Consider the following 14,809-nt stretch of genomic DNA (forward strand, 5'->3'; position numbering starts at 1 on the left):
TTGGAAAGAGATCGTCCGAATAATGTCCACCCAAAAAGCAGTTACGACGGAAGCCACCAACATGCTAGGGGAAAAGGTGGTACTCCGAATTTGTAGCGACCCACCACCAAACGCCAGAAAAATCTACCAAGCCCTAAACTATAAAACCCACCCATTTAGAAAAATCAAAATTTGTAGTACACAGTAACTCTTCAAAAAAAAGACAACAACACTAATAACAGTCACTTACACTCCGACAGGGGTCAAACTTGGGTTAATAAATTGTGGATCAAAACTGGATTTACGGTCACGCGGAGTAGAGACAGTTACCTCGCCTAAGGGAGTCTGGACCTGTTTCTGCATTTTTCCGTTACGGCGGTTACCCATCTGCCGCTCTGCTTCTGTGAGATGGGCATCCATCTCACCTTCCAGCGCTGCATTCAGGATACTCTCCAATAAGGGTGCAAAAGCACCATCTTTACCTAACAAAGGCTTGCCAGCTTTTAGCTGTTCAATGACTTTGTTCTTAATACTTTCAAAAGTAAATTCTTCTTTCATAAAAAAACTGTGTTAGCAAAGTTAATTGTTTTTTCTTTACTGACACAGTTTAAATTACATCCTCAATTTGTAAATTTCTGGATACTGTCCGACAAAAAATATTTTATTCTTTTTGTTAAAGTAATTCTATTTCTTGCTCAGCAAACCAACCTTTGTTTATGGCTTGATTTCTAACTTTATTGGGCTCACTTGTATACATGACTATTGCAAGCGATTCTTTTGCACGTGTGCATGTCACATAAAACAACCTTAGTGTCCTGTCAATCGATGACTCTTCCCCTGCTTCAATGTGCTTAATGTCTGTCTCAGTTAGTTCTTTCACGCTAAATAACTTATCATAACTAAATATAAAGCCTTTTGCCTCAGAATCATCAATTATGACCATAACCCTTTCAAACTCTAGGCCTTTCACGCCTTGATGTGTATCAAAACGTGTACGTTGATTCACATAATCATCATATTTTCTAACCATACTGATTGGTAAATCCATAACCTTAACCCATGCCTGCAAATCCTCCTCCATTTCATCATTAATTTCATCAGGTGTAAGTTCACACGCTTGTCTTATAACCTCTGGAATAGTCAGTAGTTGAGAGTCTCGCACGGCTTTAACAACCTCTCGGATTGAATGATCATCATTAACTTTTTTAGCGACTGTACCCGTTTCTTCTCTGCAACGTAAGTAGAGTCCGTATGATTTCTCAATATTTTTTTTGCTAAGTAATGGTGAATTCGACTTTAATATTTCAAGAGCGATTCGACCATCCTCCTTTATGGAATCTGCTATAGGCAAAATCTCTTTTGTGAAGAAATCCAATTCTGATACAGTACCCTGCAAAAAAGTCATTTGATACTTGGTCACTTTGGACAATGGTCCAAAAAACTGTTCAAATCCCAATCTCCTTGCAGCCATCATATGTTCCAAAGTTAGTATTTTGACATTTGTATTTGCCTCAACCCATTTTGCATCTTTAGCAAGTTCACACATCTTCTTCATAACTGTCTGTTCAACCTCATCCTTATTTATTCCATTACCTTGTTGAACAACAAACAGTCGAGCAAATCCTTCAATAGCATCTTCCCGTGAGACCTGTTCTGCATGAAAGTCTATATCTTTACCAATTGCATTTGCTAACTTGACAATTCGTTTAGCACTGCGATAGTTCATCTTTTTGACTGGCTGTTCCCACTCTATAGGAATAATACTCACCATATCCTTCTTCCCATCAGTATAGATTCGCTGCTTTTGGTCACCAAGAAGTCCGAGGGTAAATGTTTCTCCGAAATTCTTTTGAATACTAAAGAAAGCATCCACAAGTTCTTTTTTTGTGTCTTGACTCTCATCGATTAGAAAAATTGGATATCGCTGTGCTATAATTCGCTGGAGCATCAAACTATTCATAATCATTTGAGCAGAAATATTAATTACATCCGCATGATTAAGTGCGTTATATTCAGGATTACTTCCATTGGGATTGTACACAAACTTTTCTATAGTCTCTGCTCGTTCCAACCGATCTTTCAGGTAATTCATTTTTTCAAAATTAGTACGATATGTTTTGGTCGTCTTATTTCTGGCAGAGTCCAACTTCTCACCGATTATACGTATATCGTCTCGAAGATACTGGCAATAAAGTTGCTTTATGTCATTTTGATAATACTTGATAACATCCCACACAAAGCTATGAATAGTGGATATATGAAAAACCGGGCTGTAATCTAATCGATTGATAATCTCATCGGTAGCAGCATTCGTATATGTAATTACAGCCACATTTTTGCCTCGCAACATCAAATCTTGTCCAATCTTGTCGCGTATCTTCTTTAAAAGAAGAACCAAAGAATATGTCTTTCCTGAACCAGCACCAGCAAAGAGAAAGAAACTTTTGCGGGGTGTTGCCAGTATACATTTTTCTAAAGTCTCATCAACCTGTGAATCGATATTATTATTTGGCATAATTTATCCTTTTAAATCCAAACATCTTTTCAACCATTCCAAACCTTCTTGGATGTATGCAGGAGCACTTATTTCACAAAAATCCTCCTTATACAATAGGGAGTTTGCAAAATCTGCTTTTTGGAAACCACCTTTACGTTCTAGCTTCTTAAAAATTGATTCCTGTAAATCCTGAGGAGAATTATTTTTCTTTAATAGATTAGCGATTGTAGTAATAGCACCCATCTTCTTTAATCCATCTTGCCTGAACAGTTCCAGATTGGAAAAGATCAGAGCATCCTCAAATGTATAGGGGCATATTTCGGTATATTCGTCCTTCTCTTTAGTCCACTTTACCATTACTGGGATCTGAAAGGCAATTCTAACATTATCTATTGTCTTACCATTCCCATCAAGAGCAATAAGATCATCAATCAGTTCCTTACCTCGCAGCCAATACTGTATCGATGGATTTCCTGTCTTATAGCCTTTCCCTTTGGCTGTAATTTTTGGTTTTTGTTTTTCTTTTCCATCCTCTTCAATGGTTTCAGAAGCATCAATGTCTGTAACTATTAAAGTAGGAATTCCTAACTTGTTTATCAGACTAGAAAAACTATGGGCATGACGACCATTTACTTCAATAATAGAAATGTAATACGAATCAAGTCCAAATTTGGTAAGGAAACTTGGAACTAGGATTTTTTCTGCTGGCCCTTCAACAAATATCACAGCATCAGCAAAGAATATATCACAATGTGTCAAACGGATATACCTTGTCACAAATTGCTTAGTTTCGTCACCAGAGCCAAATGTACCTGACAGATTAATAACATTCGAAACAGGAATATTATTACCTGCATCCAATACTCGTCTGAAGTAACGCATACAGTTTAAATCAAGTTCATTGATAACATGATTAGAGTGCGTACTCAGTACAAGCTGAGTGTTGAGCCATGAGTTATCCCTGATAATTTTGTTGTTACATAGAGCTTCGAACGCCTTTTTTACAAACACTTGCTGTGCTTGTGCATGAAGATGCGCTTCTGGCTCTTCCACAAACACCAAGTGAATCGGTTCTATATTCTTGTCCTCACTTAAAGTCTTTAACCATTTTTCTCTGAAATCAATCAACTTCAAATAAATGGAGATTAGGTTTCGATAACCTAGTCCATTATATTTCTCAGGCAAGGCAAATTCGGACATTCCTTGAATAGCAAATTGCACAGCAGAATCGTGCTTGATGGCCTCCTCTATTTGAATCTTACTACATATCTTAATCTCAGGGTTTAGAAATCCTGGATAGTTAATGTTCCCCAGTTCTTTAACTGGATTTTCAAAGGCCTTGGTCTGTTTTGTATTGTATATTTCATTTGCTTTTGCAATTCCGCTAACAAGCCCTAAATCACAAGGCGCTAAAACCTCTTCCTCTGGATTTAAACTTGAATAATACTTTTGGAATTGTCTTGACAAGGTATCTATCTCGTTATCCGATTGTCCTTCTGGATCTGAGAAATCTCGTGAAGCCAAAATGACGTCCACCTTTATTAGTTCATCCAGAGGATTCTTATCAAGAGCATTATCAGGAGTAGACTGAACTTTATCCTCTTCAGCTGGCTCTATAGATGGATCAATGATATAGTATTTTACATCGAAGTAGTCTCTGAGATTTGAGCCTTTACCTAAGAAATCGCAAAGATTCCTTGGAAACAAATCTGGAGAAAATGCCTCCTTCCATTCTTCAGTTGCTTGTAGGGCAATCGCTTTCCCTTTGGATTCTTTGTAGTCTGAATATAACTTAGTTATATCCTTAGGAACATATTGTCCACGGACACCAATTTTTTTGCCATCCCATTTGCTAAGAGATGGAATCAGGTGATTGACTCTGTATTGTTCTCCATCAGCAACATCAATCCAAATATCCATTGACGGAACAATACTATCCCATTTATGTGGATTCAACAATTCCTCATCTACAAGATCTTTAGCCAACCATTGGTCACCAAGGGTATCAATCAATGCCCAATTGGTAGCTGTGAACTCCTTCAGGGTAAACTTCTCTTTGTTTTTCAAAAACCACACAATAGCACTTATAGCAGAAGTCTTTCCACTATTATTTGCGCCAATAAATACAGTTTCCTTCTCACCGAAGTCTATATGACAATTCTTTAGTTTGCGGAAATTTCTGATATGGACTGAATGTATCTTCATATTTTCTATCTAAAATCTATCATTTAGGTTCAAATGATAGGCATTCAATAGCCTAATGAATTATGAAATGCTGTAGGTTACGATTTAGCGACCTATCTTCAACAGTGATATACAAGGCCTTACATAACTCGAATAACCTATTGCAAATATAAGGATATATCGTGAGAAAAACGAGTTTTCTCCAAATTATTTTCATAAAGCCGTCCGTTGGGGATGCTTTTTGTTTTCCGTGTATTCTATTCTTATGATAAAATACAGTCTCCGAAGACTGCGTTTTCTGTTTTCGCCCCGCTTCTCTGTCTGCACATCCTCCACTTATGTCCGTGTATCATGTCGGAATCGGTTGTTCGTTGTCAGCGGCAAAGGTAGTTCCGGGCTTTCACGGACAAAAAAGGTCGTTGCGGCAAGCCGTTTAGACGACAATCTCCACACTTCCATTTCATTGCAGGTAGTATTCTCGTCGTAAAACCTTGTTTGTCCTAAGCCCTACCTTTTTACGCCCCTGAAACGAAAACGACCGACCCGACGGAAAAACGCATAAAAAAATGTCGGATATGCGAGAAGCAGGGAAAAAGAAAAAGTTGAAACTCAACTCCCTCACCTATGGAATCCGCATAAAATCAAAAATAACCGTTCAAGAAGAACAGATGGAGTAAAGCGGTCGGCAGATTTTCCAACCGCTCCTTTTCTTTCATAAACTTCGGGCGGACAAAGAATGGAGCAAAGAAACCCCAAAGAAAAACACCTCGTTACTTTTGACAGTGAGTTGATACGGCTCAAAAGTAACAAAAAGCCACTGCAAAATGGCTCATAACAATTTCTTGAACTTAATCTCCGCTAATCTGTTGATTTCATCCTTGTAGGTTTCAAGATGGTGCAGGATGATGTTCTCCACATAGATACCGATGGTCATATCTCTATTCCTCATAGACATGACTATCTCCGCCAATGTGTCTTGCAACTCTTTGGCTATATAGATGGTCTTGCGATTTTTCAAGGTGTTGCGACAGATGAAAAGCGACTCATAATCCCCCTTGTCGGACTTTCGCCTTTCTCTTCTTTGGTGTATTGAAAAATCCTTTGACATTGGCTCGTCATTTGGACGTTCCGATTCGACACTCTGCTCTTCAGATTGAGAGCGTTTTATCTCACTCTCTTTTCTTTTCATGGGAATACCTTGTGAAATAAGTTCTCGGATGGCAACGGGATCAACCTTACCGTTCTGGTTCTCTGTCATACTTTTTTGATTTTTATTGTCATTATACAATTCACTTTCATTTCGTTGCCGATATATTTACCGATGAAGATGAATACATCCGCTATCGAAGATATGCCCGATAATAGGATAGTACCAGCAGGGCTACATCCTTTCGTTCATACCCTTTCTGTGGAGATGTTTATTAGTGTCCATCAATACAATCGTTCGATTGTATCAGCTTTCGCACATTCCCACGTTCGAGTGAAAGAATCAAGGATATGCTCTTTGATATACACCCTCGCTCATATCGCTCATCGAAACGTGATATTATCGAAGACACATACCATTACCGACATATTCGACAGTGCAAATATATGGCTTGGGGATGCTGTAATCAGCGTGATTTTCTTTAGTGCGTACTTGTGGCTTCGATTTGGATAGTTGTGGCTTCGTCTCTCTTAATGACTTTGGGGACAAGAGGTCGTAACTTTGCAGCAAGAGATAAGTCGGTATTTCATGGCTTTGAAAACATACATTTCGAGAAGATAAAGCACCGCCTTTCGAGGCGAATTTATTTGCGTCGGAGCAAATAGCAAGATATGTCTTGCGTTACCCGAAATTATTTCGGTAACTCAAAACCCTTGCTCTTGGCAGAGGGCGGAACACCTCCGAAGTCGGCGTTCTTGAATGGAAGTTTTCGTTGTCTTGACAGGCTGTTTTATCGCAAACGCTCTCCAATGGAATTGGCACGTTCTGTTTCTAGAAGAGAGAATTACAAACCATTAAAATCCAAAGTAATGACAAAGAGAAATGTGGGACGACCTCCCAAGAATGAACGAGCCAGCCATTGTTGTATGGTTCGATTTACGGACACCGAGTTTGCTCGTTTCCTGACGCTGTTCGAGCAATCGGGGCTTCAAAATAAAGCCTCTTTCATCAAGGCAAGGGTCTTTAACGAGACTTTTCGGGTGATAAAAGTAGATCGTTCGTTGCTCGATTATTACCAGAAACTGACGACTTTGTACGGACAATTTCGCAGCGTGGGGGTGAATTATAACCAGACTGTGGTCGCTCTGAAGAGCAATTTCACCGAGAAAAAAGCCTTTGCGATGCTCTCCAAGTTGGAGAAAATGACACTCGAATTGGCGGTTATCGGAGGGGAAATCGTACAACTTACTCGTGAGTTTCAGGAGAAATGGCAACATCGGCAATAGCCTTTTACTGTGTATTGTTATTCCTCAATGAAAGAAAATCAAGCTTCCCGAAATGAGAGGGAAGCCTGATTAATCTTTTGAATGCAATTACCGTTTCTTGAACTTGCCACCTTTCAGGTCGCTCTCCACCATACGCTTATTGAGTTTCTCACGGAGTTCATCAAGGAAATAGGTGCGGCTGTCATCTTTGCGGCGTTTCATGTTCATATATACGTTGTAGCAGTTCTTAATTTCCACACCGAAGATTTCAGAAAGGGTGTCTGCCAACTCCTCTACACCTATTTCTCCGTTGTTGATACAGTCGCAGGTGTCGAGAGCATAAAGGAGTTCAACTAAATCTGTTGCTTTGCCTGTCCAACAGAGTTTCTTGGCGGGTTTGACGGGCAAAGCAGGAAGAAGTCCCTGCATTCGCATCTTCACTAATTCCAGCTCCGTGTCAATGACAAAGAGCAGTTTCTTTACATTTTTTCCCCTCTCCGTCCATTGAATCCCCCTTTTGCAAGGGTTGCAGGCAAAAGCGTGTGTAACGGAGGGTACGAAACAATGAAACTGAATCTCCTTCTGCATCACATAGGGCAATAATCCTCAGAATAAAGTTGTCTGACGCTTTTTGTATTTGTCCTTTTGTAGAGCATAAAGAGATTATTGTCTTAAAGTCTTCCGTTTGAGTAAGTCTTAGCATAATCATATCTTTTATGTTCAACATTGTAGATTCTCTGTTGTGAGATGTGATTTATGACGTATTTCCCTATGAATTTGAATGGCAAAGAACAGTGTCATCAAAGTTGCAAAGATGTCGGCTACTGGCTGTGCATAAAGCACTCCGTTCAATCCCCAATATGATGGGAGCAGCAATATTACAGGAATAAAGAAGAGTCCTTGTCGTCCAATATTGAGCAAAAGGCTCTGTCTTGCTCTTCCGATTGCCATATATAGTGTGGAATACACAAACTGGAAGCCGAAAGTGAAAAACATTAGCGTATTGGCTCTAAGGGCAGTTCGTGCAATTTTTTGCATTGTTTCATCTTTGCCGAAACAACTGATGACAGGAGAGGTAAATCCCATTATGAGTATGCTCCAAAGCACACAAAACGAGGTAGTGAGTATCAGGGAATAGCGCACCGCTTCCTTTAATCGTTGGAAATTGCCCGCTCCGTAGTTATAGCCTGCCATCGGTTGCAGTCCTTTGACAAATCCGAAGACCACGTTTGTTCCCAATGTAACGATTTTCAAGACGATACCCACAGCCGCGACAGCCTCTGCACCATATTTCACGGCAGCTCTCTGCAACAGACTGATAGAAAGGGTTTGGAGCAATTGCAGAAAGAGCATCGAGATGCCTATCTTGATGATGTCCGCATACATTCTTATCGTGGGAGCGAACAGGGCAAACGATACTTTTACCTCCGCTTTCGTAAGGAAACGGAGGTAAATGGCTGTCGTGATGATTCTTGAAAGAATGGTTGCCCATGCCGCCCCTTCCACGCCCCAATTGAAGGTGTAGATCAACAAGGGGTCTAATGCAACATTGACGACAGAGCCGATAATCATTGCTGACGCAGATGTCTTCGATGCACCTTGTGAAACAATGATATTGGACATCGATACATTCAACGCCCCTATGACACAACTGACGATGAAGAGTCTGCCGTATGCTTCTGCCAAGTGCATCATTCCCTCGTTTGCTCCCATAAAAAGTAGAATGTCCGGCAGAAACGCGTTGCACACAAAGGCAATGAGAGCAGCCAATATCACAGAAGTAATCACCGATACGGAAGCGACCTGACCGGCCTTGACAATCTGCTTCGCCCCCAACAAGCGGGATATATACACTCCGCCTCCGACACCGAACATCAATCCTATCCCGAGAAACAACAGCGACAGAGGGAAAACGACCGATACGGCGGCAACGGGAAGAGTTCCCAGACGTGCGACCCAAAACGTATCTACCACATTGTATATTGCCATCACCAGCATTGCGATGACAATAGGAAGCCCCAACTTTGTCAGGGCTTTCATCATACTTCCTTCTTGCAGAATATTCGCGGCGTTGTTCATCCTTGTAATCCGTATCTTATCAAGTGAATAAAGTTCGCTGCAAAGGTACGGTGGGATACAGGCTGTCGCAATAGACGGACAACGGTGATAATAGCACTATTCGTGGTAAGTTCTCCTGAAAAGCGTGGGGGAAACACCTGTGACTTTGGTAAACAGTCGTGTGAAGTAGGAGTAATCGCCAAAGCCCAGACTATGCGCAATCTCCTTGACGGAGGCTTTCGTATAGACTAATTGACGTTTAGCCTGCAAAATAATCTCGTCTTGGATATGGTGGCTCACGCTTGTCCCCAGAACGGCATTTACCGCCTCATTCAGGTAGGCAACGGTAATGTTCAGCCGTCCGGCATAGAACGATGATGAACGGTTGCTTCGGATATTACTTTCCAGCAAATCCCGAAATTCCCATACGATTTCCTTATATCTACTTATATTGCCCTGCTGTTTAGATTGAGCCTCTGTCGCACCTGCAATATCCATTACAACCAACCCCACTATTACGGTTGTTAATCGTTGAACTATCGGTTTTGAAAATGAATTTTCTGTGCAACTAAGTCTGCGAGCAAGAATTGATAATAACTGTTTCAGTTCAGATATATCAGATAATCGAATTTCTTGGCGAACATATCGCTCCAATATCCGTTTTTCCTCCTTGTTTACCAATACCGAGTCAATAGTAAGGAAGTTTGCAGAAAGATTGTAAGCATCAATGATGCGATGTACCTGTCCCGGACGAATGATTGCCAGACTTTCTTTCCCGAAAATGTATTCCTCGAAATCAATATTCAGACGGCATTGCCCATCCTCTATGAAGCCGAAGAAATAATAGTCGTCAGTATGGGAAAAGGCATATCTTTCCGAAGATGCCGATGTTTGGGAGACGACCGTCTTCAGATATACTCCTAAATCGGAGAGTTGTGAACTTCTATGGATGGGTAATCGGGACATGTCTTAAATGTTTTCTATCAATATTTCCCGAATAAACTCCCAAGCCTCCTCTATACAATAGGATATTCCCGGACGGATGATAGCGTACATATCGGTGATAAACTCATTGTCTTTCAACTTGGTTTCCATATTGGCAAGGAACTGTTTGCGTGTGGGAGGCAGATCCACTACAAATGCCATATATTGACGATAGCACTCCAATATTTTTGTTGCATTCGTATCATTATTCTTCATCGCCCAATAGAGATCGAAGAGGTCGCGTCCCTTACGGCGTTGATACAATGCCCGAAGTTTTGTTCCGAGTAGTTCTTCCAGCTCATAGCAAGTTAAATCACATTTTCCTGTAAACCATGAATTGGTTACCTGAAAAGGAATCTGTTTCAGTCCCAACACACTGAAATGCTCACGGGTGTTGATTTCTATTTTCAGCCGCAGGTCGATGACCGGAGGAAACTCCGATTCAAAGCGATAAATGACCGTATTGTTATGGATATGCTGCTTGACTGTCCGTTTTGTTCCCAAGAATACGAGCCGTTCACGTATTTCCTTCAATATCGGGTTAATCGGAGCCGGCTTTATCTGTACCAAGTCAATGTCTTCCGAATAGCGTACCTGTGGTTGTATGTAGAGCTTGTGCAGAGCCGTGCCGCCACGAAACGCCAAGGTCTCTCTGGTGAGTGGCGAGGAGAACATTTCCACCAGTGTACGACTGATAACCAAATCTTGTTCCACTTGTGCTTCGTTTGTCCAAGGGGCTACGGATTTCCATTCAAGGATATATCGTTGAGGTATCATAATATGTCTGTTTCTATTTCATCGTTTGCAATCACTTTCCATTTTTCATCCAATGTGCCACGCTTCTCTGCCGAAAGGGAAAGATATTGGGGATATACAGTCCGCTTGGCAAGGATGGAAGACAAGCCCTTTGTCAGGTCTGCTTTTCCCAGCAATCTCTCAAAGATGTAGCCCAAACGCTGTATGATAGCCGTAGGGTAATAGATTGCAGTATGACGCAAAGAAGATTTGCTGATACATTCAGACAATTCGTCAATAATACCGACAACCCGTGCCAATCCGAAAGTGCGTTGGTTTTCCACAAGGTCGAGCATTGTCGCTTCCGGAGTGGACACATTCACATATCCCGTTCGAGTCTTCATCTGTGTAATACAAGAGTTATTCCACTCTTTCTTTATGTTGAAAGCAATATGCAACCTGTCATTCTCAATGCTTCTAACAGGAGGCATACCTATAGTAACAAAAAAACGCATCGGTTGCTGATGGGCTGCCCCGTGAAGTGCGGCAGCCGATAGAAGCGAGATGTAATAGTCTCGTCCTATGTATTTCATCAAATCATCGACATACATAAGAGGCGGAACGTTTTTTTGCAGAGAAAACTCCGGAGTAATAATCACATAAAAGCCTCGTCTGACAAGTACAATCTCTCCATTACTTGCCAAACGGGATAAGGATACCTGTGCGATTTTTCTGCCATATCCGCTTTGTTGCATCACCTCTTCAATGGAAAACGAAATTCGCCCCACCGACAAGACCTGCCTGATAAAAGCACCGTAAGAGAATCCTTTTTCTGTCATTGCCTTATTCTTTAATAGTAGCTATTATGATTACTATTTGCAAAGATAGACTATTCAAAAGAAAAGCCCAAAGATTTGAGTAAGAAAATAACTTCAACTGTCTTTTACATTTAACTACACCATACATCCTTGTAATAATACACAAATAAAATTGGATTTGTTTTCTTCTCCGAAAGCCTGCCAATTATCCACCTTCGCAAGTTCTTTGCTTGTGGCGTGGCAATACGAAACGACAGCATCGCTATCATTTCGATACTGTACAAATCAATAAATCCCCGTTCGAAGCGGATTGTCCTCATCGCTTCCGTCTCCATCAAAAGCCCTTCTCTGAATATCGCTCTGATTTGTGCGTTCACCGTGCCGGAGAATGCCCCGAGCAGGTCGGCTATCTCACAAGACGACATCCAAACGGGAACTGACGGGATGTGTACTTTTCCCTTCTCATCGATGGTTATAATTTCTCTTTTCATAGTTATTTAGTATTCATTGTTCTTTCTTCTTTCAATCAGCCTGTCCATATCCTCCGCTATCTTCTTCTCCGAAATCTTCGCATAGGTCTGCGTGCTGGTGATGGAGGCGTGTCCCATCATCTTGGCAATGCTCTCCGTGCAAATCCCATCTGAAATCAAGAACGAGCCGAAGCTATGCCTTGCTTGATGATAGGACAGGTTCTCCTTGCGTCCGATGATGACGCCCAGTTCGTGTATCTCAAACCACATCATATCCCTGCTCGGCAGCGGAAAGACGGGTTGTGTGTCATCGGTCGTGTTGTACAGATTGATAATCTGCTCGGCTATCGGATGCAGGGGAATGAATGACTCTACCTTTGTCTTCCTGCGGTTAATCCGTATATAACTCCTTCCTTCGGCAGTCTTTCCTATGTGGTGCGGATAAAGCAATTGTGTATCGACATAGGCAAGTCCCGTAAAACAGGAGAAGATAAAAGTCCGTCGAGCCAATTCTTTCAAAGGGTCATTCTTTGGCAATTTGAGTTCCAATAACTGTTTCAGCTCCGCTTTGCTGATGTGCATCCGCTTGGAGGGAGGCTTTTTCTCATACTCGACTTCCTCCAACGGATTGGCTCGAATGATTTCATGGTCAACGGCAAGGTAAACCAATCGGTTCAGCCAGCAAAGGCAATGGTTGGTCTGAGATGCTCCGAAGTTCTTGTATCGCTTCAGGTAAACCTTGTATTCCCGTCCGAATTCCTCGGTGATGTCCGAAAAGGCAATGTCCGTCTTGCCTTTCGAGTCCAAGAACTCACGGATATAGCTCTGATAGTATCTTGAACTTCTGTATGTGGAGTTTGAACCGATTTCCTTGGCTCTTACTGCAAGGCGTTCCCGCTCCCTTTCTCCCATTTTGAGCAGATGGGTGGGAACAATCACATGACCTGCAATTTTGTTTTTCAGCAGTTCGGCACTGACCACACCCTGCTCTTTGAGCATATCGTCATAGAGCCGTTCCACATGCTTGCGGAACTCTTTCAGGCGGTTGTTCGTCCGCATGTCCGATGTCTCCGCCTTTTTAGCATCCCACTGTTTGGGATTGCAGGAGATACCGGTGGTTATCGTCGTGCTTTTCCCGTCGATGGAGATTCGGCAGAGTACGGAAGTTGTACCATCCACACGTACCTTGTTGCGATTGATATAGAGTAGTAAAGAGAATGTGCTGCGCATAATTATTTCATTATTTTTGACTTTCACTCTGTTTTCTATATGTCTGTGTGTTTATAATACGAGTTTGAGGTCTTTTGTCGCTTCGATATATTTGTCCATATCCTCGAAGAGTTTCTTGGGAGTTACCTTCGCATATCTCTGAGTAGTTTGCAGGTTCGAATGTCCCAGCATCTTGCAGATGGTCTCTATGGGTACTCCTGCTTCCAGCGTAATCAACGAAGCGAAGGAATGCCTGCCGGCATGGTAGGTCAGGTCTTCCTTGATGTCGGCAAGAACCGCAAGGCTTTTCATCAGACGGCGAAGGTTGGGGTGGTACAGCATCGGAAAGAGTGTCGGACGCTCATCATCCCTGTACTTCTCTATCAGGACAAGGGCTTCGGGCAGCAGCTTGACACAGGCACGAAGCTCGTTTTTCTTGCGGCGGTATTTGAGCCACAGACCGCCATCGTCATCCGTGAACAGGTTATCCCTTGTAATGGAAACGGAGTCGGCGTAGGCAGTTCCCGTATAGCAGGCGAAAAGGAAGAGGTCTCTTGCCAAGATATGGGAGGTTCGGTGTTCAGGGATTTCCAAGTCACGGATTTTCTCAAAAGACTCCCGGATCAGGGCTTTCGGTGTCTTCTCCTTTTGTTTGGGAAGGCTGAAGTGTGCGAAAAAGCATCTGTCGGCGTGTCCGTCCTTGTAGGCTTTACGGCATACCTTCTTGACGATAGCCAGATAGTGCCGGCAGGTATCTATGGCAAGTCCTTTCTCGTCCAAGATGAAGCTCTGATAGTCATGAATGAACTGCTCCGTCATCTGACCGAAAGCGATGTCTTTAGTGCGAAACTCCTTTTCGATGAACTCTGCCAAGGTTCTTCGGGTATAGAGATAGGCAGGGTAGGTTCCCTTTGCACGGTCTATCCCGATACGCTTTCTCAATTCCTCACAGACGATGTCCGTCATTCCCAACAGGGTCATCTGTGTTTCGAGGCTTCCCTGAAACAGATTCTTGACAGCTTCCGCATCAAAATCCACCTTGCGTTCCACCAAAGTGTCGAATGCCGCGTGGATGGAGAGCAGCAGCTTGTCCAATTTGGTATTGACCTCTACGGCTTCATTGCTCTTACCGTTCAATCGACTCTCACGAGGATTCCATAAATCGGGTGTGCAGGAGATTTTGCAACTGAACTGTACCATCGAACGATTGACGGTAATACGCCCCATAATGGGGGCTTTGTCCGACTTGTCGGGTCTGCTCTTTTTGAGGTAGAGCAACACCTTGAATTTTTCTATTCTCATACGCTTTAATTTTGGTTCATCCGACATTTCGTGTGATACGGCAGTCATGTAGAGCAAAAAGCCTTAGTTTGAAATATTCATCATCTCTATATCCGTAAGCATTTCTCTTCATCACTTTAATCTTATTGTTTATTCCCTCCACTTTGGCGGTTGATAGCCGT

At 42.2% G+C, this 14,809-nt stretch carries 14 protein-coding genes and 2 pseudogenes; 3 read left to right on the forward strand and 13 right to left on the reverse strand.

Annotation, left to right across the window (positions count from 1 at the left end; genetic code table 11):
* Positions 1-187: pseudogene (locus A3GG_RS13740) on the forward strand (transposase); the annotation flags it as partial.
* A 68-nt stretch (positions 188-255) separates the two neighbouring features.
* On the opposite strand, the pseudogene A3GG_RS12165 reads toward A3GG_RS13740, so the two are convergent.
* The 4 genes and pseudogenes from A3GG_RS12165 to A3GG_RS0108200 form a co-directional block, all read right to left on the reverse strand.
* A pseudogene (locus A3GG_RS12165) lies at positions 256-537 on the reverse strand (transposase); the annotation flags it as partial.
* 115 nt (positions 538-652) lie between these two features.
* A complete protein-coding gene (locus A3GG_RS0108185; RefSeq protein ID WP_018358812.1) occupies positions 653-2,494 on the reverse strand; it encodes a UvrD-helicase domain-containing protein in 1,842 nt (613 codons plus the stop codon).
* 3 nt (positions 2,495-2,497) lie between these two features.
* Positions 2,498-4,681: an ATP-dependent endonuclease gene (locus tag A3GG_RS0108190; RefSeq protein WP_018358813.1), complete on the reverse strand. Its 2,184-nt coding sequence runs from the start codon at positions 4,679-4,681 to the stop codon at positions 2,498-2,500.
* Between the two features lie 808 nt (positions 4,682-5,489).
* Entirely contained in the window at positions 5,490-5,918 is a 429-nt protein-coding gene (locus tag A3GG_RS0108200; protein ID WP_018358814.1) for a DUF3408 domain-containing protein, read from the reverse strand.
* A gap of 63 nt (positions 5,919-5,981) precedes the next feature.
* Here A3GG_RS0108200 and A3GG_RS0108205 point away from each other — a divergent pair, with 63 nt between their 5' ends.
* On the forward strand, positions 5,982-6,320 hold the full coding sequence (locus tag A3GG_RS0108205) for a hypothetical protein (protein WP_018358815.1): 339 nt from the start codon (positions 5,982-5,984) through the stop codon (positions 6,318-6,320).
* A gap of 356 nt (positions 6,321-6,676) precedes the next feature.
* Entirely contained in the window at positions 6,677-7,093 is a 417-nt protein-coding gene (gene mobA, locus A3GG_RS0108210; RefSeq protein ID WP_345908493.1) for a conjugal transfer protein MobA, read from the forward strand.
* An 87-nt stretch (positions 7,094-7,180) separates the two neighbouring features.
* Here the strand turns inward: mobA and A3GG_RS0108215 are convergent, their stop codons facing one another.
* From A3GG_RS0108215 to A3GG_RS13145, 9 genes are all read right to left on the reverse strand, one after another.
* Positions 7,181-7,507 carry an RteC domain-containing protein gene (locus tag A3GG_RS0108215; RefSeq protein WP_033408679.1) on the reverse strand — a complete coding sequence of 109 codons (327 nt, stop codon included), beginning with the start codon at positions 7,505-7,507 and terminating at the stop codon, positions 7,181-7,183.
* A gap of 285 nt (positions 7,508-7,792) precedes the next feature.
* Complete coding sequence (locus A3GG_RS0108220; protein WP_018358818.1) at positions 7,793-9,151, reverse strand: MATE family efflux transporter; 1,359 nt, start codon at positions 9,149-9,151, stop codon at positions 7,793-7,795.
* 96 nt (positions 9,152-9,247) lie between these two features.
* Complete coding sequence (locus A3GG_RS0108225) at positions 9,248-10,096, reverse strand: AraC family transcriptional regulator (RefSeq protein ID WP_018358819.1); 849 nt, start codon at positions 10,094-10,096, stop codon at positions 9,248-9,250.
* Positions 10,097-10,099: 3 nt separating this feature from the next.
* Positions 10,100-10,891, reverse strand: a complete 792-nt coding sequence (locus tag A3GG_RS0108230; protein ID WP_018358820.1) for a nucleotidyl transferase AbiEii/AbiGii toxin family protein — start codon at positions 10,889-10,891, stop codon at positions 10,100-10,102.
* Positions 10,888-11,688, reverse strand: coding sequence for a type IV toxin-antitoxin system AbiEi family antitoxin domain-containing protein (locus A3GG_RS0108235; protein ID WP_018358821.1), 801 nt, complete (start codon positions 11,686-11,688; stop codon positions 10,888-10,890). Before A3GG_RS0108235 ends, A3GG_RS0108230 begins: the two co-directional genes overlap by 4 nt.
* A 110-nt stretch (positions 11,689-11,798) precedes the next feature.
* A complete protein-coding gene (locus A3GG_RS0108240; protein ID WP_018358822.1) occupies positions 11,799-12,158 on the reverse strand; it encodes a hypothetical protein in 360 nt (119 codons plus the stop codon).
* A gap of 6 nt (positions 12,159-12,164) precedes the next feature.
* A complete protein-coding gene (locus A3GG_RS0108245; protein WP_018358823.1) occupies positions 12,165-13,367 on the reverse strand; it encodes a site-specific integrase in 1,203 nt (400 codons plus the stop codon).
* 51 nt (positions 13,368-13,418) lie between these two features.
* Entirely contained in the window at positions 13,419-14,648 is a 1,230-nt protein-coding gene (locus A3GG_RS0108250) for a site-specific integrase (protein ID WP_026215725.1), read from the reverse strand.
* Positions 14,649-14,664: 16 nt separating this feature from the next.
* Positions 14,665-14,809: transposase (locus A3GG_RS13145; RefSeq protein WP_156808717.1), on the reverse strand; the 145-nt coding region annotated here is incomplete at its 5' end.

This window comes from Porphyromonas levii DSM 23370 (assembly GCF_000379925.1).
GTDB lineage: Bacteria > Bacteroidota > Bacteroidia > Bacteroidales > Porphyromonadaceae > Porphyromonas_A > Porphyromonas_A levii.